Raw genomic sequence first — 21,113 nt, 5'->3', positions numbered from 1 at the left:
GGCCATTTGGTGAGCGCATCGCTGTACGGCGAGCTCTTCGACGCGCGGGTCGTCGGGTTCGACGCCGTCGTCGAGAGCGGCCTCGGCCGCCTCAAGACGGTCCTCCTCGGCCCGCAGGTCGGGGTGGGTGGCCAGCACGATGAACGTACTGGCCTGGATGGCGGCGCCCAGCGGCCCGAAGATCCGTTCCGTGACTAGCAGGGCGTCCAGATCGGAGGGGCGCAACGCTCCCGGGGGCAGGTGGCTGAGCCGGTCCGTGACCAGTGCGGAGAGCAGCCCCAGCGGGCTGCCCACCGCCTGCAGGCGCTGGACAGCCGCGCGCCGACGTTTGATGGCGGCCTCCTGCGCCGCCAATGATTCCTCCAGCCTGCTCAGGACCGACTCGATATCCGGGGCGTGGTCCAGGGCTTCGTCTCCAGCTTCGCCCCGGGCTTCGCCAAAGGCGGCCCGCATGTCGTCCAGGCTGATACCGGCATCAGCCATCTTGCGGATCCACAGCAGGCGGGTCATGTCGTCATAGCCGTAGCGGCGGCGGCCGTCCCCACCGCGCTCGGGTTCCGGCAGCAGACCGATCGCGTGGTAGTGGCGGATGGCGCGTGGAGTGATCCCGACGAACGCAGCGGCATCACCGATCTTGACCTGCCGGGGAGGCGTGAGGGAGGGGTACATCGCAGACAGAACCTTTCGTGCGTGATGCCCCGACCCCACCACATGCCGCTACGGCATGTGCAACAACCCCGTCCAGGTGCCACCGGAGCCAGGCCCTGGCTGCCGCCGGGACCGATCAAGAACGAAGAACCATCCGGGAACGCAGAGTGACCACCGGCGGCCAGATGGCTCCCCGCCAAGTGGCCGCCGCTGGGGAATTCCCACGGTTCTGATCCACTTCTTGTGGTTCGGTAACGGCGAGTGACGGTACTCAGTCCGCGAGGAGGACTTGGTGTCGCAGGAGGTCGAATCCAGCCCGGCCGTATCCGTCCCTATTCGGTGAGTCTGCGGTAGCAGATGAGGGTGCAGGCGATGCTGGGTGAAGGCCAGGAAGTGGTCGGCTTTGCGTTCGTAGCGGCGGTGCAGGCGTCGGCATCCGGCGAGCCAGAACATGGTACGTTCGATGGTCCAACGGTGGCGGCCGAGCCGTTGCGAAGTCTCGATGCCTCTGCGGGCGATGCGGTGCCGGATGCCTCGGCCGGACAACCATCGCCGTAGGTGGCTGTAGTCATAGCCCTTGTCGGCGTGGAGCTTGTGGGGCCTGCGCCGCCGGGGTCCCCGGCGGGATCGGATCGGCGGTATGCCCTGCACCAGCAGGATCAGTACCTGACTGTCGTGCGTGTTGGCGCCCGAGATGCCGATGGGCAGGGGCAGTCCCGTTCACTCCGTGATCAAGTAGGTCTTTGACCCGTACTTACCCCGGTCTACAGGATTCGGACCTGTCAGCTCCCCTTTTTCAGGGCCCGCATGTTCACCGAGTCGATCGCGCACCGCGACCAGTCCAGCTCGCCGCGGGATCCGAGTTCATCCAGCACCAGGCGGTGGAGTTTGGCCCACACCCGGGCTTTCGACCACTCGGTGAAATGCCGGTGAGCCGTCGCGCCGGACGGCCCGAATCACGCGGTCGGCACCTGCTGCCACGTGCAGCCCGAGGTCGCCACGAAGACGATCGCGGCCAGCACCTCCCGGTCGCCGTGCCGACGCCGGCCCCCACCCGGAGGCCGCGACGGCGCCTCCGGCACCACCCGCTGGAGTAGTTCCCACAACTCATCCGGCACCAGCCGCTCAACAATCCTCGCCACGACTGGCAGCTTACCCAGCCAAATGAGATGACGTCTCACAGACCCGTCGGACGAGCGCGACGGCGGCGCCCAGGCCCATGCAGGGTGCCAGGAACGGCCCGAAGACCAGGGCGAAAAACAGAAGATCATCCATGCCTGCCCAGACACCGCCCGGACAGGACCGGTTCCACCGTCCGCCTGAACCGAACTGCCTGAGCGCCCTGCGTGGCGACCGTCTCCGATTGGAACGCTCAAGCCACACGAGGCTGACTATCCGGGCCGGCAGCCAGCAGAGCGTCGAGCTGGTGACAGCCACCATGCTTCACGTGATTAGAACCGCAGGTCAGTGAAGGCTGCTGGTGACACCTATCGTGCTTCGGCACAGCCCATGAGCCGAAGCGCGATAGCTGTCACATAGGCAGGCTTGTTGTCACCGGCAAGGCCGTAGGTGCGCACAGGTGAGACTTTGGCAACGACGACTTCGCCGCACTCACGGCATGAACGACCGGCCTGCGGACCTGAGGTGAGCCCCGGCCGTGTGGAACCGGGCGGTCGGGGCCGCACGTCCCCCCGTACATGTTGATCGTCTTGGGGATACTCTTCGCCGTCGCACCCGCCGTCATCTGGATGACGATCGCCCGCACCCGCCCCGTCGGCTTCGCGATCGGCGGCACGCTGCTCGCCGGAGCCAGTCTGCTGATCAGTGTCCAGCAGGGATGGATCGACGCCCCCAGGCCCGACGCCCATCTCGTGTTCACGGCTCTCGCGCCCCTGCTCATCGCCTGCGGCACGGGACTGGAAGGACGGCATGAGAACTCTCCTCCCCCGGAATGGACCTCCCGCCGCAACGGAGCGATCGGCTTCCTGGGGACGCAGTTCGCCCTCACCCTCGTGGTCGGCCTTCTGTACGCGCTGATGCTCAGCGAAGGCTCGGAGGCCCCGCCGTCCAAGGCTTACCCCTCATTGCCGCCAGGCATCAGCATGGTCAACGAAGGCACCAGCTGCGGTTCTGGCGGCTGTTCGCGCGCCGCAACGGTCACCAGCGAGGACGGCATGTCCCGCCCGGAGATCATCCGCGAACTGGGCCTCCAGCAAGAGAGCTGCCGCTCCAGCGGCTGGCTGCTCGATTGGCGTGACGTGTGCGTCGGAGCCAGGGACAATGGCGAGAACGTCACCATCTACGCCAGCTGGGGGTACTGAGAGGTCTTTCGTAGTCGGCCACGGTGGTCCGGAACGAGGATCTGTGACAAGCCGCGTGCCTCACAGATGACAATCAGGCTGCTTCGACCGGTCTCATACACCAGCTCAATCAGCTCTGCCGGCGACAACTGCCGTGCTTCGGCTCACCGGTACCCGGACCCGACGAACGACGCCGAACGTACGGCGAACCGTCAAGCCGCCGACGACTACCGGCGCCAGGAGGAGGAAACGGCCACCCTCCTGCGCCTGGCCGACGGGCTTCCCCCAGTGCCCCCGAGCTGCTCCCCGGCCGCTCCGCGATGGACACTGCCCTCGGCGCCATCCTGACCGGCTTCCGCTACGCCAGTCCGCCGGCCCGAGTTCGGCTTCGGCCACATCGTCGTGCAGAGCACCCGGTAGAAGGGGATCCGTCCGTGCCTGCATCCACGGCCACCGGCGCGCGTACCGTGAGGTGATGACCCGCCGCGAGGACCAGATGAGCGCGCAGCCCGACCACGCACCCGTCACGCCGCCGTACGCCCCCGCACCCGGGGCGCGGGCCGAACTCCTCGAAGCTGCGCGCCGACCAGCGCGCCGCGCCGGGGCAGACTTGGCCGATGACCGCCGGATCGTGGCGGCGCTTGGTGCGACCCGCACGCCCACCGCGCGGGCGCCGAGCCGGGCCAGAGCGTGCTGCGGAGCGTTCGCGGACCACTGTCCGATGGCCGCGTACGAGCGCGCGCCGGCGATCACCGCCGAGGCGGCAACCAGCAGCACCGCCACAAACGGGTGACGCACCCCCCGCAGACGCGGATCGCGCAGCACCCGCAACCGATCCACGAGCGGGAGTCCAGCTACACCCTCCAGAGCGGGCGACTTGACGAGGCAGACGGTGGCAGACTGGCGGCACATCGAAACTCCGGTGGCGCAAAGCGACTTGGGAAGGTCACCCCGATCAACCGGAGTTTCGCTGCGTTCGTGACGGGCCCACCCGGACTCCTCGTACCGCCGCGACCTGCGGACCCGCGTGATCAGCACGACTTTGAAACGCCCCTGGGCTGCTGCCCTCCTGGTTGGTTTGCAAAACCGACGGGACAGCGTCAACGCCCATTCGGCGACCACCATCACCCGGATGGCACGCACCCAGAGCGACGTCGCGAGCGTTTATGGAATATGACAACAGCACAGTTCCCCCTCTCCCTCAGCAGGACTGCAGAGGAAGATGGGCAGGGAGGCGGCTTTCACTCCGGGGTCACCCGGATCGGGAAGTGGATGTTCACTCCGCGCTCAACCGACTGCGGCGAGACCCGGGACGCAACGCTGGGACACGAAGGTGGGGAAATCGATCTTCGTTACTCCTCCTCGATCTTTGAGGACTTCCTCCATAAGATGAGCCTGATCCAGGTCGAGTTCGGCAGGCGCTCGGGCAAGACGGCACCATTCGCAACGGCTGTCGGCGAGTGCTCGGGTGGCAGCGCCCGTGTATGAGCCGTATGGATACCCGGACATTCACGGCCTCCAACCCTGGGCGGACACCTCCGCGCTCTGGGGCCGGCCCGAGCACGTACAGCACCCCTCCCCTGAACAATTTCTCGGAGCGCCCGGTACGGAGCATCGGCCGTGGGATCCGGCGGAGGAACTCGCCATCCTTCTCCAAGAAAGTACTGCACTAGGGCAGCCGGAACCCTCAACCCGAGTCAGCTTCGACGGCATCGATGAGGCAGCCGGCACCATCGGGTTCGTCGCAGGGCTACCGCACACCCCTACCGAACGTCCGCCCACACCACCGGCCAACGGACACCGCCGAAACCAGTCGAAGCCGCCGGTAACGACCCTGCTGCAAACGGGAAGTCTGTTCACCGCCGTGCTGGTCGCCGCCATCGCCGCTGTGGTGAGCATCTTCAGCGGGCTGGCCATCTGCGACGCCCTGCGACACAGCGCCGCACCGCACACGGCCCGTGAAGTGGTCATCTGGTGGCCACTGCTGATCTACGGCCCCTGGATGGTCGCCTCCCTGTCCATCCTCAGATCCGCTCTGCACCAGCGCCGCGCCCTCCATTCCTGGTCCATCGTGCTGTTGTTCTCCACCCTGGCCACACTTCTGTGCGTAGCCCAGGCACCCAGAACGATCGCTGCGGGGGCAGCCTCTGCCCTTCCCGCCATCGCGGCACTGGCATGCTTCCAACAGCTGGTCCGCCAGATCACCCTCACGCGGCCGCCTCGCCAGACCACTCCACGACACCGAAATCCGACGCCCTCGGCCCCAGCTCAGATCAGGCAGACGGCCGCGGCCGGACGCAGCCCGGATAGGGTCTCCCCCGGCTACCCCGCGGTGGACGACAGGGCTGTCCGCTCGCCGTCCCACAGTCACAGATTAGGGTAGGCCGCATACCGGTCGTACGCGTGGGGAAGTGCCAGTCGCTGTCACGGCCCCAGGCTCGGGCGATGCGATGGGCTGCGGTTACGGGGAGAGACGGCGGAGCCCGGATGCATCGGAACGCGGAGCGATGTCTCGCCGACGGGGCGGGGGCTTTCTCCGATTGCCTGCTCGGCAGGGCCAGGGATGTCCCGCAGGAGGGCTGGGCGCACGTGCGTACCGTCGGTGCTTTCTGGCCGGTTGACAGTCGTGTCATGGGCGAGATGAGTCGGCCCTCCAACAGCGGGAGGGGAAATCCGGGTGTTGCGTCACATCGTAAATGGCACTGTCGGACGACGTCCCACGTCGGTCGAGTTCCACACCGGCGGCGACCGTGAAGATCAGACGCGGTAGCGGCCGCCAAATCCCTGGCCAACTCGGTCCTTTCCCCACGTCAAATGAGTGCTCGCCTGCACCTGCAAAACGAAGATCGAAAACGATAGTCACGGGTCGTACGCAGACTCAGCCCAACGGTCTACCCACCGTTGTCCCCACCAGCTAGCCCTGGACCCCGCCCACCGCAATGCGGCCCGGACCGCACCCCCGGGTCCGGTTGTTGCGGCACACCTGGGCAACGCGCAGTGAGCCACGGTCATGCCCGGCCCGGCAACTGAAGGCGTCGATTTCTGCGGCGTACGGGCTGCCGAGGTAACCAGTGTCGCGGCGGCCATGGGCTTTGTCCGCAGAGGGCTGGCGCACCCCGCACCTGCGCATACCTCGCTGAACCGCAGTCACAACGCGCTCCGGCGCCTCACACTCACGTCTACCACGAGAGGTCAGCAACACAACATGGTGTACGAGATGACTCACGCTGAACGAATCCGGTACAGGCGGCGTCAGGACGCCGCCTACCAGGCAGGCGAAGACGCCGTCACCAACCTCCAAGCGGCGCTCGCGCTCGCAGACATGACCCTTCCCTCCCTGAGCAACGACGGGCCGGTAGCCGGCCACGGCTACGTCCGGCTGGGAGGATGCAACGCCGACTTCGCCAACCGGCTCGCCGAGGTCATCGCCGCAGGTGCCGATGCTACGCAGCGCCAACGGTGAACGGGAAGCGTCGTAGCGCCGCTCTTGCCTGCCAGGTGGACCACTGAAGGATGCGGCCGAGACTCTCTCCGCTTCAGCTTCACCCGGCGCCGTGCGATGTCGGGTACGTGGTCCAACAGCTGGATCGTGAATGCCGCAGTCACGTCTCGGGGCCGGTACAGACCTGGGCGGTGACAGTGTGCGAGAGACCGAGACGACGCAGCCCGCTGGGGCAGGCAGCAGTGGGATCTACCCAGCCCGACCTGACCCGGGAATGCCGCTCGCACGCATGCCGGCACCTCCCCCACCGCCAGGTGATACCGCTCCGGAGTCGTACTACGCGCCCGGCTCACACCGCCCGCCTCACCGGACCACGGTCACCGGCCAGACCCGGTTTGCGGCCCGCGCCCTCATCGGGCGAGCAAACCCACCCCGGGGCTGCCGACAAGACGCGCCGCTACGGCGCGTTGGCCGCCATGGGCGCCTGCCGACTGCAGTTCACACTGGGGTCCGCTGCTTCACGCCCCTGTTCGCGCCCTCCCCACCGGTGGAAATCGGGCGGACAGTATCGACTTCCGGATCCGACCCGAGCCGAGAGGGGAAGCGTGTCGCCGTGCGGCGTTGTGAAGTGGTTCGACCCTGACCGGGGCACCGGTCTCATCAGCCAGGAGGGTGCCGGACCTGACATTCAGGCAGAAGCCACGGCAATTCACGGAAGGGAACGCCGTCTGCGCCCGGGTGAGAAGGTCTTCTTCGACGTCACCCTGGACAGTGCGGGACAACGGGCCGACAACATCCACCGTCAGGTCCGCAGCGAGACCCCGACCTGAACCCATCGCACACGGTGACCCTGCACCGGGGAGTCTTTCCGTCTCTGGTCAGCGGCGTCACGCGTCCCAGAGGCCTTCCCGTGCGAGCGCGGGCTGGGCACCTGCCCGGGCCCGGGCCGGGATCTGCCGGCACAGGACATCCAGGGACCGCGTCGTCAGCGACCTCGGCATTGATCCACCGCTCAGCCGTCCAGTCCGTCCAGGCCCGGCAGACGCACCACACGGCGATCGGTATGGCCGGTGATCAGGACCGCCAGTAAGGTCAGGTACTCGCGCTGCAGGTCGCGGCGAAGTCGGCATCGTCACTGCCGCCGCACGGTCCAGCCCGCCAGGACCGCGGGGCGTCCGTCGGCCAGAAGGACGTTCGTGGCATCGGCTGCTTGAATGAGCTTCTTCGATGTGGCCACCGATCGGGTGACGGTCCGTGAAGCGAAACGAGGGAGGGCCCCGGGCTGTTGATCGAGATGTCTGACGTCTCAATTACGCTGCTCGGGGGCCTCGTTGGTCGCCCATCCTGCCACAATCGACCTGCCGCACGCACTCGTGGAGTGGGTCACCATGCTGATCGTCACCCGTGAGGGCGACCGGCGTTGCAAGCTCCGTCCGTCCCAGCGCGCGACGGTGGCACTGGTGTACCTCCACCAAGCGGAGATGGCCGATCACGCGGACTGGCGGGCACCCGCCCGACGCCCCGGGGCCCGCGACGGCTGGCGGCACCACTCGGACCCCCACGGCGTCAGGCCCCCTGGCGTTCCCCCAGCCGATCCGGCGTCCAGGGGCACGCCGGTGCGGCGGGTCAGGGCAGTTCGAGGTCCGCCCTGCGCGAGCACACCACTTTGGCGAAGATCGCCGCCGGGTTCGGGATCAGCGAGTCCACCGCCCATGTCGCCCGTCACCCCCCGCCGCACGGCGAAGTCCCGTCTTGCTGGCGGCGATGCGCTTCCCCGTAGTCCGGCCGAACGGAGAGCGGGGTTGCTTCGCGCCACCTTGTCGATTACCGGCCTTACAGGTAGTCCCCACGACCGCCGAGGACGCTGCCTGGCGAGCGGCTCCAGCGCGTTCGTGGAGATCGACCGCACGATGTCCTACGCCCGCCTGGGGCTTGGGGGCGTTGTTGAGGCGAGTTGTCCAGTGCCCAGAACCCGTGGCCGATCGGCGGATCGGGCGGGCGAGTGGCTGTCAGGCCTTGTCGGCTCCGTCGGCGCGAGCTCGCCGGAGGCGGCCGCTTCGGCGAGGCCGGCCGGGGTGCAGTACCAGTAGCTCTGCTGGGCGCGGTGAGTCCGTCCCACAAGAGCCGGGGACTCGTCGAGCAGGTTGCGCAGGGCGCGGCGTACGTGGTCGGTGCCCTGCTGGTGCGGCAGCAGAAGGGCCTTGAGCTGGCGGGGGGTGGCCAGGCGCAACTGTGCGAGGGCCAGCAGGGCCTCGCCGCGGATGTCCGCGCCGGCCTTCGCCGCCGCTTCCTTCCGGGCCCGGGACGCTTCTCCAGGTACATCAGTGCTGGGAGAAGAGGAGTTGCAACCGGCCGGGACGGGCGGATTGGGGGTCTGATCAGCGACAACGCTCAGGCGGCGGCTGACCGCTGCGGGGCTGGGTGTGGGGCTCGCCGCAGGGCTCACAGCGGGGCCCGCCGTCGCGGCTGTGCCAGCCGGGGCCAACGCGGTGTGCGGGGTAGGGGCGGTGGTCATCGGATCCTCGCGGTTCTCCGGCCTTCGCGGCCGGATCGGTGACAGGTCCGGCCCCCACGCGGAAGCGCGCACGGGCCGGAGCCACCGTTGAAAAGACCCCCTTGACCGCGGTCTGACGATCACCCACGACAGGTGTCCGATTTCTCCTTGGCTACCTCTGGACCGGGCGGATTTGTCCGTGACCGGCACCACAAGGTAGTTACTCTGCGTTGTGGGACAAGTAGGTAGATGCCTCGTCAGAGCAAGGGACGACAGGGGTCAGCCGACCCAGGGATGTCAGCGGACCCGACTGTTCCCCACTCTCGTTCGAGCGATCGTCGTCATCGCCGCGCCCGCCCGGCGCACCTTGGGCTCTGATGGCCCGCCAGGCGCAGAGCGAGTCGCTCGTCCAATCGACGATCGTGCGGGCCCGCCAGCACTTTGCTGCCCGGTACCGGCCGGTCGGCGTCTCGTTAGTGATGGGAGGGTCGCCCGCTCATGATCGGTGGGGAGGCGGTCGTCGGCCGCGCTGCACGGTGCGGTGTGCTGGCGACGGCGTGGTTGAAGGGGAGGTCTGTGCATGACGAGTGGTGAGACTTCGTTTGGTTCGTCCGAGTTGCGTGAGTCCTACGAGCTGTGCGAGGCGGTGACCAGGCAGTCCCATGCGCCGCTGTGGCGGGCGGGTGAACTGCTGCCTGCTCCGGTGCGCCCGCACATGCATGCTGTCAACGGCTTCGCTCTGTGGACTGACGCCATCGCGGACAGGGGCGGAACCGCGGCGGAGCGTGAGCGGCGGCTTGCCCGTTGGTATTCCGCCGTCCGCGAGGGGCTGCGGTCGGGGGGCAGCGGGCATCCGATGCTGCGGGCGTTCGTGGACACGGTGTGGCGGTGGGATCTTGACCGTGCGGTGATCGAGGAGCATCTGGGCGTCCTGGAGACCGATTGCGTCAGTCCTCCTGTCTTCGAGACGTTCCAGGACCAGCGGCGATATCTGAGGGGGGTGGCGGGTGCGCACTTCGAGCTGTGGTCCCCGCTGGTGGGCCTGAGGGGGCCGGAGGTGCTGGGGCTGATCTCTTTGCTCGGCGAGGCGGGCCAGGTGGTGGACCAGTTCGAGGATATGCCGGAGGACCTCGCTGCCGGCCGGTGCTACCTGCCGCGCGACGATCTGCGGGCACTGGGACTGGAGGTGAGTGATCTCGTGCGCGGTGAACGTCCCGGGGCGCTGGCGGAACTGGTGCGCATGCAACTGGGCCGCTGGAAAGTCCTGCTGGAGCAGGCGGCGCCGGTGACGGGAATGGTGGAGCGCGAGTATCAGCCGTTCCTGCACGTGCTGGTGCTGGGGGCCCATCTGCAGTTCGACGAGGTCGCCCTCCGCCAGGAGCGGGTCTTCACTCAAGGTCTCGAGCCGCTGGTGTCTGCCGACGGGGCCTCCCGCCGCCCTGTATGGGCGCACGCGGAGGTGGACACGGTGCCCGAGCATGTCGCGGTCATCATGGACGGCAACCGCCGATGGGCCTCGGAGCAGGGCCGGCCGGCCTCCTGGGGGCATCAGGCGGGTGGGTGGTCCGCGGTGCGCCTGGTCAACGCCGCACTGCGGCTGGGAGTGCGGCACCTGACCTTCTACGCGTTCTCCACCGAGAACTGGACCCGTTCCCAGGACGAACTGGACGCTTTGTTCGAGATCATGGGCGATGCGATGGCCCGGGGGGGTGCGGAGTGGCTGCACGACCTGGGGGTGCGGATGCGCTGGTGCGGGCGGCGTGACCGCATCGACCCGTCGCTGGCCTCCGCACTGACCCTGGTAGAGAGCATGACGTCGAACAACGAGACGCTGACGCTGACCGTCTGCGTCGACTACGGCGGCCGCGAAGAACTGGTCGAGGCCGCCCGCGCGCTGGCCGCCGAAGCAGCCACCGGAGCGATCCGGCCCAAGGACATCGGCCCCGCCGACCTGGACCGGCACATGTACGCACCCGGCCTTCCGGACGTTGATCTGCTGATCCGCACCTCCGGTGAGCAGCGGATCAGCAACTTCCTGCCCTGGCATCTGGCCTATGCCGAGATGGTCTTCGACCCCACTCCCTGGCCCAGCTTCGGCCTGGAACAGCTACGGGAAGCGGTCACCATCTACGCCGGCCGCCAACGCCGCTTCGGCGGCACTCTCCCCGGACCCACCCGGCCAACAGAGCCAGTCCGCTCAGCAAAGCCGGCTTAAGCCCTCCTGAGCCGGGCGTCCTGAGCCCGGGCCCAGGCTCACCTCACGGCTTCGGCGGAGTGTACGTGCCGGTTACGGTCACATACCCCAGCACCGTGTCTTCGCTGAACGTGGACGTGCCGAACGTCGCGGTGTACGCCTCGAGCATCTCGGGGGTGGCGTACAGCGGCACCTCACTGAGCCGAACCTTCAGCGGCTTGCCCACCGGAACCTTGTCGGTGGACAGTTTCCCCTTCTCCGCCCCGCACCGGAGGGCCGAGGTGTGTTCGACAGCGAGGCCGTTGACCTTGCACTTTCCCGACGCCAGTTCGTCCTTCAGAGCGCCCTCCAGGTCGGTGAGCAGAACGTTGCCCAGCGGTGTGCGCACCGAGACTCCGCCGTCGAGAGCACCGTCGCCCTTGGCCTTCGGCAGCTTCGTCAGCGAGGGGTCGCCTTTGCCGGAGCGCACGGGGAACCGCACCGCCGGACCACCGGAGGACTTGACCATCTCGGCAGGGGCCACGGCCTCGACCACCGCTCCCAGCCGGTCCAGCTCCGCCTGGACCGGCTGGGACCACCGGACCTCGACCCAGCCGTCGGAGACCGTGCCGTACTTCTCATCCGCCGCGGACGCCGTCCCGGCGAACTGCGCCAGCAAGGGCGCGGCCAGAGCGGCACCCAGAACGTTTCGTCGTGTCGCACTCATCGATGCGCACCATCCTTCCCCGGGCCGTAGGGCACGACCCGCAAGGAATCCTTCAGGCACCTTGCTGCCTGGTCTGCGGAGAGCCCGCAAACCACCCGAAAGGACGCAAGGAAACTCCGGCCGATGACGCGACACCTCAAACGCCAAGGGACGCCACCCTCACCCAGGACGATCACCGCCCGTGACCAGAGCTTGCCAACTAGCGTGCGCCACCCTTGCCAACTACTCAGCGTCACATCCGCCTGGCCAGCGCAGGTCTATACCGTTCCTTGCCAAAAAGACTGCGTCGTCACACCTGTGGGGAGGGAGACTTCTCCCTCCCGAGCGCTGACTCTTTCCACAGGGCCACGCCCCGAAGCTCCTCTTAAGGCCGCCGCGATCAGCAGAGCGGCCCGTACGTGAGGAGCCTCCATGTCCGAGACCATCACCATGCCGCTCACCCCGATGACTCCCCACGCGGTGATGAGTGCCTTCAACTACCTCCGGGCGGTCGAGGCCGGCGACACCGAAGCCGCCGCCGAGTTCATCGCTGCCGAGCCGCGGATGCCCGCGCTGCTCATAGAGGTTGCGCGCCACATCGTCATCCCGACGACCAACCTGCCCGACCGGGACGAGGAAGCGGTGCCGTGTGACAGCTCGTTCGCCCTGTTCGAGCTGGGGATCTGCTTCCTGGGCACCCTGCGGTCCTGGCACGAGCAGGCCGGCGCCGACGCGGCTCCGGGCCTCGCCCTCGCCGTCATCCGCTTCACCACGCAGATCCTCACCCAGGACCACGAGGAAGTCGCCGACGTCCTGCAGCAGCTGAACGTCATCGCCTTCGGTCAGGCGCTGGCGGCGCACCCCGCACCGGCCGGAGCGCGCACGGCGCGCACCACCGCCATGTAGTGCGCACCGTCGACGTCGGTGGTGCGCGCACGGTGCGCACCACCGCCGGGCGGTGCGATGCACGGTGCGCATCGGCTGGGCATCGGGTGTGCACCAGCGCCGGGCGGGTGCACCCGATGCGTGTGCACCGCCGCACCGCACCGCACATCGCGGTACACGACATCGTGCTGCCGCACCGCACCGAGTGCGGCAGCACGGGGCGACGGGCCCCTATCACACACCCCCTTGACCGCAACCTGATCGGCGGCCGGGACCGGCTCTGTCCAGGGGAAACACTCCGCTGGCGAACCTGGTCAAGGGGTCGCCGGTCGGCCACCCAGACCTGGTCAAGGGGTAGGCGGTCGGCCGGTGCACACGATCCGGAAGATGCGCTTCGCGTGCGGTGCGGAACATCGAGTGCCGGGCATCGTCGGAAGTGCGCACGGGAGTGGAGTCCACCGTCAGCCGGTGCGCGCCGGAGTGGAGTTCACCGGCTGGACTCCACTCGATGCTCTGCATCGGATGCAGAGCATCGTCCACTGGATGCTGAACATCGTGGCTCCACTCGGTGGACGATGCCCGGCGTCGTCACCACAGCCAGGCGGTGGAGTGCCGCACCCGGGACAGGGCGCGGGCATCGCGGCGCGCGGGCGCGTTGCCGATCCGGCTCTGCCGGGAGCGAGGCCGGCGCGACTGCCCGGCGGCGAGGCGGCGCCTCCCGGCGTCCTGGAGCCGACGCCGCTGCTTGCGCACCTCACCTTCTCCGCCGCCTTCGACTTGTGCTTCCGGGGCCGCTTCCACACCGGCTGCCACCCCAGGTCCTCGTCGAGCTCGGACTCCTGGTCCTCGTCGAGCGCGGCGGCCATCTTCTTGTGGGCTGCGCGGGCTCGGGCGAGGGCGTCCTCGAGTCCCGGGATCTCCGGGTTCTCCTCCGGTGTGCTCATGCGACTCCTCCACTGGGTGTCCGGCCCGGCGGCTGCTGCACGCCGGGCCGCTGCGTGTGTGACGGCGGGGACGCCGCCGGGGCGGGCTGCGGCGCGGGTCGGAGTGCGGCGGCGCGCTCCCGGACACTGGCCTGGAGCTTGGCGGCCATCTTGGCGGCGGCCTCGATCGTGGCGCGGGTCTGCTCCAGCGCGGCGACATCGGTCCCCTGCTCCTGGCCGCGGCCGGCCTTCCGGTCCGTGCGCGACGGACGCGGACGAGACCTCGAGGCGCCAGGCACGGCGACGGTGTGCGGGCGGGCACGGGAGCCCAGGCGCTCCGACCGGCGCACCGCGTGGACCCGGGCACTCAGCGCTCCGGCTGCCAGACGAGCCCGCTCGTAGGGAGGAGCGGTCCGATTGCGGGTCAGCAGGCGCAGCACGGCCTGGTCCTCGGTGTCGCGCGGGTACAGCGCGCGCAGATCGGCGGTCATCATCCGGCCCCGTCCGGCGGGCCGGGTGTAGTCGTCGATGACGGTCTGCACGACCTGTTCGTCCAGGCCCCTGTGGTGGGGTCGGCCGCGGAGGACGTAGGAGAGGTAGCGGCGGGCTTCGGCGAGCAGATGGTGTCGCTTGAACGCGCCGCGCATCACGTACACCACGGCTACGACGTCGACGGCGGCCAGGACGACGTCGACCACCGGCCGCACTCGCGCCCACACCGCCGCGGCGGCCGCCCGCGCCCGCTCCGCAAGTCGGTCGATGGTGTCGGCGCCGAACCTGCGGATCGCCGACTCCGCCCAGACCGCGCGCAGCTCGGACAGCAACCGCAGCTCCTTGCGCTTGGCCGGGCGCGTCCGGTCGGCGGCCCGGCAGGACAGCGCATAGCCGGCCCGCTCCCCCGGCGCATGCCCGTGCTCGGCTTCGTACTCCGCCGTGAGGACGGGCAGCGCGTCCTCGATCTGCTGGCGTCGGGTCGACTGCCAGCCGATGAGCCGCTGGTCGATGCCCGCGATCTCCATGACGGGCCGGCGGCCGGGCGTCACCTCGCGCGGCTCCCACGTCCACCCGAGCCGGGCGGTCACCTCCTCAGTGGTTGCCAGCTGGTGCGGCCTGAGGACCAGGTCATGGGCGAGACCGGCAGCTCGGACGGCAAGGAGACCGCGCCGGACGTCCGGGCGTAGCAGCCATCCGGGATCCGCCTCGTCCTGAACCTGATGGCGGATTCCCACCAGTTTTCCTCCCCCCGGTCCTTCGAGCAGCGCGGCCGGCCGGTCTGTGATGTCGGGGGCGGTGAGATCGGTCCAGCCGACCACCCCCGACAACCAGGTCGCCGGAATCCGCCACCGCGAGCAGCTCGGGTGTCTCCTCAGGGACGCACACGGTCTGGACGACCACCATCCCGACGGAGGCGATGAGGGTCGCGGCGATGGCATCCGGCAGATTGACCTCGGTGACGCTGGTCACGGTGGCGCGGTAGTCGGCGACCCGTTCGGCGAAGAGGGCGACGACGTTCTCGCCGGGCAGAATGTGGCTGCGGCGGTAGGTTCGTGGCACAGCTACGTCCTCCGGACTCTCGTCCACCGGGACGTCGCCGAGCGCGATTCGGATGCTGGCGAGTACCTGCTCGCGGCCGGTCATCGGGTACCTCCGCGGTTCTCGCGCCGCCAGCTACGGAAGGACTCGGGCGGCGGGACAGGGGTGTCGCGGGAGTCGGACCAGCCGCGCAACGGGCCGGGCATCCGGCCGCTCCGGCCGTTCCGGGCGAGCGCCCGCCCGCCCGCCCAGGGAGGCGGCCCGCTGTGCGAGGGAGAGCAGCCGCGGAGAGTCGAGAACTGTGGCGGCGGCCCTCATCGCGAGCGCCTCGGGCTGGAGTGGGTGGCGCTTGGACTCCACCACCTCGGCGCGCAGGTGGGCCAGCACCTCTGGAATGCTGATCTTCACGGGGCAGGCGTCGTAGCAGGCCCCGCAGAGCGTGGAGGCGAACGGCAGGGACGATGCCTGCTCGACACCGACGAGTTGCGGTGTCAGGACGGCGCCGATCGGTCCGGGGGTAGACCGAGCCGTAGGCGTGGCCGCCGGTGCGCTCGAAGACCGGGCAAACGTTCAGGCAGGCGGAGCAGCGGATGCACGGGAGCACCTGACGGCCGACCGTGTCGGCAAGGGTGTCGGTGCGACCGTTGTCCAGCAGGACGAGATGGAACTCCCGCGGTCCGTCTCCTGGCGTCACACCGGTCCAGGCCGAGGTGTACGGGTTCATCCGCTCGCCCGTGGAGGAACGCGGCAGCAGTTGGAGGAACACCTCCAGGTCGGACCAGGTGGGCACGACCTTCCTTCGACCGCGGCGATCAACCAGCTCAAGGCCCTGATCGTCTTCGCACCGGACAACCTCCGCGCCGAGTTGCGCAGCTGCAGGTGATGACGGGCTCCGCCCAATCGGCGTGGTTGTAGGCGTTGCCGTTGCCGGCGTCGGTGACCGCCAGGGTGATTTCCCGGGCGCCGGTGAGGTCGGTGGTCAGGGTTCTCGCCGCGTCGGCCGCGGTGAGGGTTCCGCTGTCGGTGACCTTGGTCCCGTCGCGCAGCACCTGGAAGACGACGGAGGCCGCCGCGTTGGAGGCCTCGTCGTCGACACCGACGCGGGCGGTCAGGGTGGTGCACCGGCCGGCCAGGAAGTAGGTGAGCTCCGAAACGGCGTGGACACCCAGGCCCTTGGTGAAGGTCGTGCCGCCGATGGTCATCGTGCGGCCGTCACCTTCCGCATGCCTCCAGGGTGCGCCGCGGGAAACTTCAACGCACCCTCCAGCCCTATCATTTGTGCCGGAACGCGCTGTACGTCCGGGACGCCAGCGCTCGCCGGTGACAGGCATGGGATGGCGAGCTGCGCCGCCGCGGATCTGGCGGCGTTCCAGCAGCCCCACGACCAGCAGCTCGCGTGAACGCCCTGAATCCAGCGCCTGACTTCCACCCTCGTCATGAACAACGTCGACGACTCATTCGGCCGCATCTACGACGATGGCTTTCCCGCCTACATGATGGGCCGGGCCGCCGAGATGCTCGGCACCACCCAGGGCGTCCTCCGTGCCAGCTGCTGATCGCGGCCCGCGCACGCCGGGTGCCGCGGCGGGATCGTGGTCGGCCGGGGTGTGCTCGGCGGCGTGAACGAGCGCGAGCAGGTCGCGGTGCCGGTAAGAGGAAGCCGCGGTCCACCCCCGCTTGCCGGGCGATGCCGGAGACGCTGACCACGGTGCCGTTCTTCACCGTGTCCTTGATCGCGGTAGCGACGCGCTGGCGCCTGCGGTCGGTTCCGGCCTGGCAGCCGGCGCGCATCGCGGGAATCATCCGCTCCTCCAGGGCCGGACGTCGGGCAGGGGCTGGCGGACCTTCGGCAGGCCGAGCATCGTGACGGTCGACCGGAGGCAGGGCCGTCGTCGCCTCCCGGACCGATCTGCCGCATGACGGAACGGTCGCGCACCGCCAGATCGGGCAAGGTGCCTCGTTGGTCTGGGTGTGGAGCAGAGAACTCGTTTCACCACTGGACCGGGCTGGATTCATCTGGCTGGCCAAGGCATCCGATACGCCGACTTACGACGACCCCGAACGGCAGTGGCTCGCCCAGGACCGCGAAGTCCCCCGCCGCCCAGGCGCCACGTGGGACGGCCGGATTCAAGGAGTGCTCTTCTCCAACTCCCGCGTTGGGCCGAATCAGGTCCGGCCGATGATCCCCTCCACCATGGGGGTTAATTGCCGAAAGCATATGCGCGTTGTGGCCGGTTCCGCCGCTGCGGGTCCCTACCGTGGCGTGCGCAACGCAGGCATGGCTCAGGCGCCCGTCCTGCTCTCCATGTACCGACCACGAAAGGAGTGAGCATGAATGCTCGCTTCGGCATGAAGCGGAAAGTCGCGCTTGGGGTGACGGCGCTGATCGCGATCGCCGCCGGGGCCGTCCCGGCCTCCGCCCTGACCGGCGGAGATCAGGGAAGCTCGCCCCACTGGGGTGTCATCACCCGTAACACCATCGGCTCTCCCGTCGCTGCGCTGCGGGACGGCCCGTACGGTTCGTTCGGTGTCACGGGGACCGCCGCGAGGCCGCCCTACGGCCGAGGCAGCCTCGGAATCGAGGTTGCGGACCGCTCCACTTCCCTCACCCCGCCCAGTGAGAAGGTCAGCTTCGGCAACGAGGTCGACTTCTACGGCAAGCCGGTCCTTGGCGCCCAGGGTCTGAATCAGGTCGGTTTCCACGTCTTCCAGACCGGCGAGAACATCTCCTACGGCGGCCCGACGAACATGCCGAACATTACGTTCGAGATCAATCCGAACCTCGCCGCGGCGCCGGCCACCACCTACTCGTCGCTGGTGTGGCTGCCGCCGGCCTCCCCAGTGACGAACGCCTGGAGTGGCTACCTGGACGCCACCACGACCGGTACATGGTTCCTCACGGGCAACGCGGGCACCGCGACCGGCTGCAGCCTGGCGACCCCGTGCACCTTCCCTCTGCTGAAGAACGCGCTCAACGACGGCGGCGCACAACCGACCATTTACACCGCCGCGGTGGGCAAGGGCCGCGACAACATGTGGATCGGCGCTGTCGACGGCCTGCGGATCAACAGGACCATCTACGACTTCGAGGCTTCCGGAGTCAAGACGCGTCGCGCCACCTGAGCCCTGACCGGCAGGGCGCTGTCGTCCGCAGCCGTGAAGCTGCGGACGACGCCGTCCTCACCCCCCACGCCCAGGGTGAGACCTGGCGCCCTCGCCTCGCGCCAACGACTGACAGCCCAACGTCCACGCCTGATGCAGCGAGGACGGCAAGCGGGCGACCGTCGGCGGACCTACCGTCTTCCTATCTGGAAGTGTTCATGCCTCGCCGGTCACCGGGCGAGATCAGGGCTCAGCTCCCACGCCGGGCCAATCGAGTCAAGCATCGCCAGGCCCCCGTAATCCGAGGGCTGTCCCCATCGGCGAACAGGAAGATCACACACTTCGAGCGCATCCATGGGCTCCCGGCCGGCGAGGTCGCACACGCGTTTCGGCGATGGAGTTCCATTGCGCGGAGGCCACGAAGGAACGTCACTCCCCTCTACGGATACGACAACACCGACCTGCGGAGCGGCTACTACCACGTCCGCACCCTGCTGGAGCTCACGCTCCGGCTCCTCCGCACGAAGGCACGACGCGAACTGCGTGCAGTCATCGCACCCGTGGATGACCAGATTGTCCGGCGGACGGTCAAACAACCCGCGGCGGCCGACGGCAGTACCCCGGCGTCTGCGTCAGTGGTCCCACGACCGCGGGCGGCCCAGCGCCTCCCACTCCGCGCGGAGCAGGGACAGGACGGCGACGTCGAGGCGGCGTCCGCGGTGCAGGCAGGCCGAGCGCCGGACGCCCTCGTGCACGAATCCCGCCTTGGCCAGGACGGCCAGCGCCGCCGTGTTGCCGGTGTGGGTGATCGCCTCGACGCGCTGCATGGGCAGCTCGCCGAAAGCGAGGTCGGTCAGCGCCTCAAGGGCGTCGGTGCCGTGGTCCCGTCCCCGGTGCAGCGGATCCATCATCAGGTGGACCGACGCCGTGCCGTCGATCATGTCCTGCTCGACCAGGGCGATGTGGCCGATCGGCGTGCCGTCGGGCAGCAGCACGGTGAAGTCGTCCCGCTCGTGATCGTCCCTGTCCCGCTCCATGCGTTCGCGGAGGGAGGAGAGGGAGCGCGGCCAGAAGCCGATCTCGTACGCGGCCACCGGATCGGACCGCCAGGCGTGCATCCGCTCGGCGTCGTCGGCGTCGAGCGGTGCGAGGCGCACCGTCCTCCCCCGCCAGCACGGCACGCGGCCGGTCTCCGCAGCATCGTCGGGCTCGACATCGTCGTCGGACGCGTCATCGTCGTTGGCCTCGTCATCGATCACGGGCGGGATGCTACGGCTCTCGCCGCCGGGGTCGCCACCGCTTTCCGCCACGGCCCGAGGGGAGCGGAAAAGTGCTCCGCAATTGACAGTTGGGGCCTGCCGGTGCCGGGGCGCGGTGAATGATGGCCCCGACATGGCCGGAGCCCGTGCAGGGACGCTCACGTGTCCGCAGCCCTCGCGGCGGAGCGGACCGTGGCTGCGGGCTGACGTCTTCACCCTGCTCAGCACGGTGTTGGCCGTCGCGGCCCACCGGCTGGCCTCGGGGGACGCGGTGTCCTGGCCCGGGTCGGCGCTCGGGGTGGGGGGCGTCCTCGCCTGCTCGTGGCCCGCGGCCCGGACCTCCCGTTCCCGGTGGCAGGTGCTCGCGGCCACCGGGGCCGCCCAACTGCTCCTGCACCGGGCCGTGTCCGTCCGTCATCCCGTACGGCACGGGCTGCCCGCGGGGTACGACGGGGCGCCGGAGGCCGCGCACGCGGCGCACCACGGACCGTGGGCCATGACGGCGGCCCACTGTGCGGCCGCGTGCGCCATGGCCCTCCTCATGTACCGCGCGGACCGGGCGCTCAGCCGGCTGCCGGAGACGGTCGACCGCTGGGCCCGGACGGCATCCGCGACGGCCCGCGCGGCCTTCGGGATCCGCTGCCGGTCCCGTGTCCGGCCGCGCCCGCGGACGGGGTGCGTACTGCTCGACGGCCCGGCTGCTCGGCCGTCGGCGACGACGATGCTCTGGTACGCGGCGGTGCGTCGGGGGCCTCCCGCCCGGTGTGCGGGAGACGTTTCCCTGATCCCGGCGGGCCGCGTGCCGACACGGCGAGGCCCGCCCCGCGCACCGAGAGGGTTCCGCCATCGTGACCAGATCAGACACCAGCTCAGACGTCGCCTCGGACACCGGCTCAGGCGCCCGTACGCACCTCCGCGGGCTCGGCCTCGCCGGACTCTGCGCCGTGGTGGTTCTGGGCCTGGCCGCCGGGCCGGCTGCCGCGCACGCCGGGGTGAGCGCCTCCGACCCGCGCGCGCTCGCCGAGAACGTCACGCTGTCCTTCACCTCCGAGGCGGAGTCGGACACCGCCGGCATCGCGGAGCTCCGGGTCGTCCTGCCGAAGGGCATCGCCCCGGACGCCGTGACGCTGAAGCACGCTCCCGAGGGGTGGAAGCTGGCCACCACGCCCGACGGGTACGCGATCGGCGGCGCCGCGCTCGCCACCGGCACCGACGCCGAGTACAGCATCACGGTCCGGCAACTGCCCGACGAGAAGTCCCTGGCGTTCAAGACGCTGGAGACCTACGGCGACGGAAAGGTCTCCCGCTGGATCGAAGTGCCCACCGACGGCGAGAAGGTCGACAATCCGGCCCCGCTCCTGCAACTGAAGGCGGCGGCCCCCGGGGCCAAGGCGATCGCCCCTGGCCCAGCGCCGTCCCCGACCCCGAGCGCCGAGCCGCCCGTCCAGCCGTCCGCGGCGGCCTCCTCCGCTCCCGTCGCCGCCGCGAGCCCGTCGGCGGCGGGTGAGGAGGCGGGCAGCGGTACCGGAACCGTCGTCGGCATCGTCGCGGCCGTCGTGCTGCTCGCCGCCGCCGGTACGTTCTGGTGGCTGCGCCGCAGCCGTGGCAGGACCTGACAGCTGACCGGTGCGGCCGTGGCCGGCACCGG

At 69.5% G+C, this 21,113-nt stretch carries 13 protein-coding genes and 6 pseudogenes; 10 read left to right on the top strand and 9 right to left on the bottom strand.

What is annotated here, in order from left to right; translation table 11 throughout:
* Both ACFWW8_RS23230 and ACFWW8_RS23225 read right to left on the bottom strand, forming a co-directional pair.
* Positions 1-669, bottom strand: a 669-nt coding sequence (locus ACFWW8_RS23230) for a MerR family transcriptional regulator (protein ID WP_386530853.1), incomplete at its 3' end; no start/stop codon positions are given.
* A gap of 311 nt (positions 670-980) precedes the next feature.
* Positions 981-1,781, bottom strand: a pseudogene (locus tag ACFWW8_RS23225) (IS5 family transposase).
* Positions 1,782-2,345: 564 nt separating this feature from the next.
* On the opposite strand from ACFWW8_RS23225, the gene ACFWW8_RS23220 reads away from it, so the two are divergent.
* Both ACFWW8_RS23220 and ACFWW8_RS23215 read left to right on the top strand, forming a co-directional pair.
* Complete coding sequence (locus ACFWW8_RS23220) at positions 2,346-2,969, top strand: hypothetical protein (RefSeq protein WP_386530852.1); 624 nt, start codon at positions 2,346-2,348, stop codon at positions 2,967-2,969.
* Between the two features lie 454 nt (positions 2,970-3,423).
* A complete protein-coding gene (locus ACFWW8_RS23215) occupies positions 3,424-3,741 on the top strand; it encodes a hypothetical protein (protein ID WP_386530851.1) in 318 nt (105 codons plus the stop codon).
* Here the strand turns inward: ACFWW8_RS23215 and ACFWW8_RS23210 are convergent.
* Positions 3,627-3,860 (bottom strand): annotated as a pseudogene (locus tag ACFWW8_RS23210) (transposase family protein); the annotation flags it as partial. The gene ACFWW8_RS23215 and the pseudogene ACFWW8_RS23210 overlap by 115 nt on opposite strands.
* Positions 3,861-4,121: 261 nt before the next feature.
* Here ACFWW8_RS23210 and ACFWW8_RS23205 point away from each other — a divergent pair.
* The 5 genes and pseudogenes from ACFWW8_RS23205 (at position 4,122) to uppS (ending at position 11,099) form a co-directional block, all read left to right on the top strand.
* Positions 4,122-4,436, top strand: coding sequence for a hypothetical protein (locus ACFWW8_RS23205; protein WP_386530850.1), 315 nt, complete (start codon positions 4,122-4,124; stop codon positions 4,434-4,436).
* A gap of 1,717 nt (positions 4,437-6,153) precedes the next feature.
* Positions 6,154-6,411, top strand: coding sequence for a hypothetical protein (locus tag ACFWW8_RS23200; RefSeq protein WP_386530849.1), 258 nt, complete (start codon positions 6,154-6,156; stop codon positions 6,409-6,411).
* A gap of 50 nt (positions 6,412-6,461) precedes the next feature.
* Entirely contained in the window at positions 6,462-7,220 is a 759-nt protein-coding gene (locus tag ACFWW8_RS23195; RefSeq protein WP_386530848.1) for a cold-shock protein, read from the top strand.
* Positions 7,221-7,721: 501 nt separating this feature from the next.
* Positions 7,722-7,856: pseudogene (locus ACFWW8_RS23190) on the top strand (IS5/IS1182 family transposase); the annotation flags it as partial.
* Between the two features lie 1,608 nt (positions 7,857-9,464).
* On the top strand, positions 9,465-11,099 hold the full coding sequence (gene uppS, locus ACFWW8_RS23185) for a polyprenyl diphosphate synthase (RefSeq protein ID WP_386530847.1): 1,635 nt from the start codon (positions 9,465-9,467) through the stop codon (positions 11,097-11,099).
* A gap of 43 nt (positions 11,100-11,142) precedes the next feature.
* Here the strand turns inward: uppS and ACFWW8_RS23180 are convergent, their stop codons facing one another.
* Positions 11,143-11,784, bottom strand: a complete 642-nt coding sequence (locus ACFWW8_RS23180) for a hypothetical protein (RefSeq protein WP_386530846.1) — start codon at positions 11,782-11,784, stop codon at positions 11,143-11,145.
* Positions 11,785-12,195: 411 nt separating this feature from the next.
* On the opposite strand from ACFWW8_RS23180, the gene ACFWW8_RS23175 reads away from it, so the two are divergent.
* Positions 12,196-12,669 (top strand): hypothetical protein, encoded by a 474-nt coding sequence (locus ACFWW8_RS23175; RefSeq protein ID WP_386530845.1) that lies wholly within the window; start codon positions 12,196-12,198, stop codon positions 12,667-12,669.
* 567 nt (positions 12,670-13,236) lie between these two features.
* Here the strand turns inward: ACFWW8_RS23175 and ACFWW8_RS23170 are convergent.
* The 4 genes and pseudogenes from ACFWW8_RS23170 to ACFWW8_RS23155 all read right to left on the bottom strand — a co-directional run bounded on the left by ACFWW8_RS23170 (position 13,237) and on the right by ACFWW8_RS23155 (position 16,306).
* Positions 13,237-13,592, bottom strand: a pseudogene (locus ACFWW8_RS23170) (hypothetical protein).
* Positions 13,589-14,659: pseudogene (locus ACFWW8_RS23165) on the bottom strand (relaxase domain-containing protein); the annotation flags it as partial. The pseudogenes ACFWW8_RS23170 and ACFWW8_RS23165, both read right to left, overlap by 4 nt.
* Before the next feature lie 558 nt (positions 14,660-15,217).
* A pseudogene (locus ACFWW8_RS23160) lies at positions 15,218-15,924 on the bottom strand (4Fe-4S dicluster domain-containing protein); the annotation flags it as partial.
* Between the two features lies 1 nt (position 15,925).
* Complete coding sequence (locus ACFWW8_RS23155; RefSeq protein ID WP_386530844.1) at positions 15,926-16,306, bottom strand: NPCBM/NEW2 domain-containing protein; 381 nt, start codon at positions 16,304-16,306, stop codon at positions 15,926-15,928.
* A 1,129-nt stretch (positions 16,307-17,435) separates the two neighbouring features.
* On the opposite strand from ACFWW8_RS23155, the gene ACFWW8_RS23150 reads away from it, so the two are divergent.
* Entirely contained in the window at positions 17,436-18,227 is a 792-nt protein-coding gene (locus tag ACFWW8_RS23150) for a hypothetical protein (RefSeq protein ID WP_386530843.1), read from the top strand.
* A gap of 611 nt (positions 18,228-18,838) precedes the next feature.
* Here the strand turns inward: ACFWW8_RS23150 and ACFWW8_RS23145 are convergent.
* Positions 18,839-19,465, bottom strand: coding sequence for a GNAT family N-acetyltransferase (locus ACFWW8_RS23145; protein ID WP_386530842.1), 627 nt, complete (start codon positions 19,463-19,465; stop codon positions 18,839-18,841).
* 848 nt (positions 19,466-20,313) lie between these two features.
* Between ACFWW8_RS23145 and ACFWW8_RS23140 the strand changes: the two genes are divergently transcribed.
* On the top strand, positions 20,314-21,081 hold the full coding sequence (locus ACFWW8_RS23140) for a DUF1775 domain-containing protein (protein ID WP_386530841.1): 768 nt from the start codon (positions 20,314-20,316) through the stop codon (positions 21,079-21,081).
* Positions 21,082-21,113 lie beyond the last annotated feature (32 nt).

This window comes from Streptomyces sp. NPDC058701 (genome assembly GCF_042715295.1).
GTDB lineage: Bacteria > Actinomycetota > Actinomycetes > Streptomycetales > Streptomycetaceae > Streptomyces.
The sequence above is the reverse complement of the archived record's forward strand: the minus strand, read 5'-3'. Positions and strand labels throughout refer to the sequence as shown.

What these genes read in the sequence shown, in the direction of transcription:
- ACFWW8_RS23220 (WP_386530852.1), top strand. Translation starts at nt 2,346, where the DNA reads ATGTTGATCGTCTTGGGGATACTCTTCGCCGTCGCACCCGCCGTCATC.
- ACFWW8_RS23215 (WP_386530851.1), top strand. Translation starts at nt 3,424, where the DNA reads ATGACCCGCCGCGAGGACCAGATGAGCGCGCAGCCCGACCACGCACCC.
- ACFWW8_RS23205 (WP_386530850.1), top strand. Translation starts at nt 4,122, where the DNA reads ATGACAACAGCACAGTTCCCCCTCTCCCTCAGCAGGACTGCAGAGGAA.
- ACFWW8_RS23200 (WP_386530849.1), top strand. Translation starts at nt 6,154, where the DNA reads ATGGTGTACGAGATGACTCACGCTGAACGAATCCGGTACAGGCGGCGT.
- ACFWW8_RS23195 (WP_386530848.1), top strand. Translation starts at nt 6,462, where the DNA reads ATGCGGCCGAGACTCTCTCCGCTTCAGCTTCACCCGGCGCCGTGCGAT.
- uppS (WP_386530847.1), top strand. Translation starts at nt 9,465, where the DNA reads ATGACGAGTGGTGAGACTTCGTTTGGTTCGTCCGAGTTGCGTGAGTCC.
- ACFWW8_RS23180 (WP_386530846.1), bottom strand. Translation starts at nt 11,784, where the DNA reads ATGAGTGCGACACGACGAAACGTTCTGGGTGCCGCTCTGGCCGCGCCC.
- ACFWW8_RS23175 (WP_386530845.1), top strand. Translation starts at nt 12,196, where the DNA reads ATGTCCGAGACCATCACCATGCCGCTCACCCCGATGACTCCCCACGCG.
- ACFWW8_RS23155 (WP_386530844.1), bottom strand. Translation starts at nt 16,306, where the DNA reads ATGACCATCGGCGGCACGACCTTCACCAAGGGCCTGGGTGTCCACGCC.
- ACFWW8_RS23150 (WP_386530843.1), top strand. Translation starts at nt 17,436, where the DNA reads ATGAATGCTCGCTTCGGCATGAAGCGGAAAGTCGCGCTTGGGGTGACG.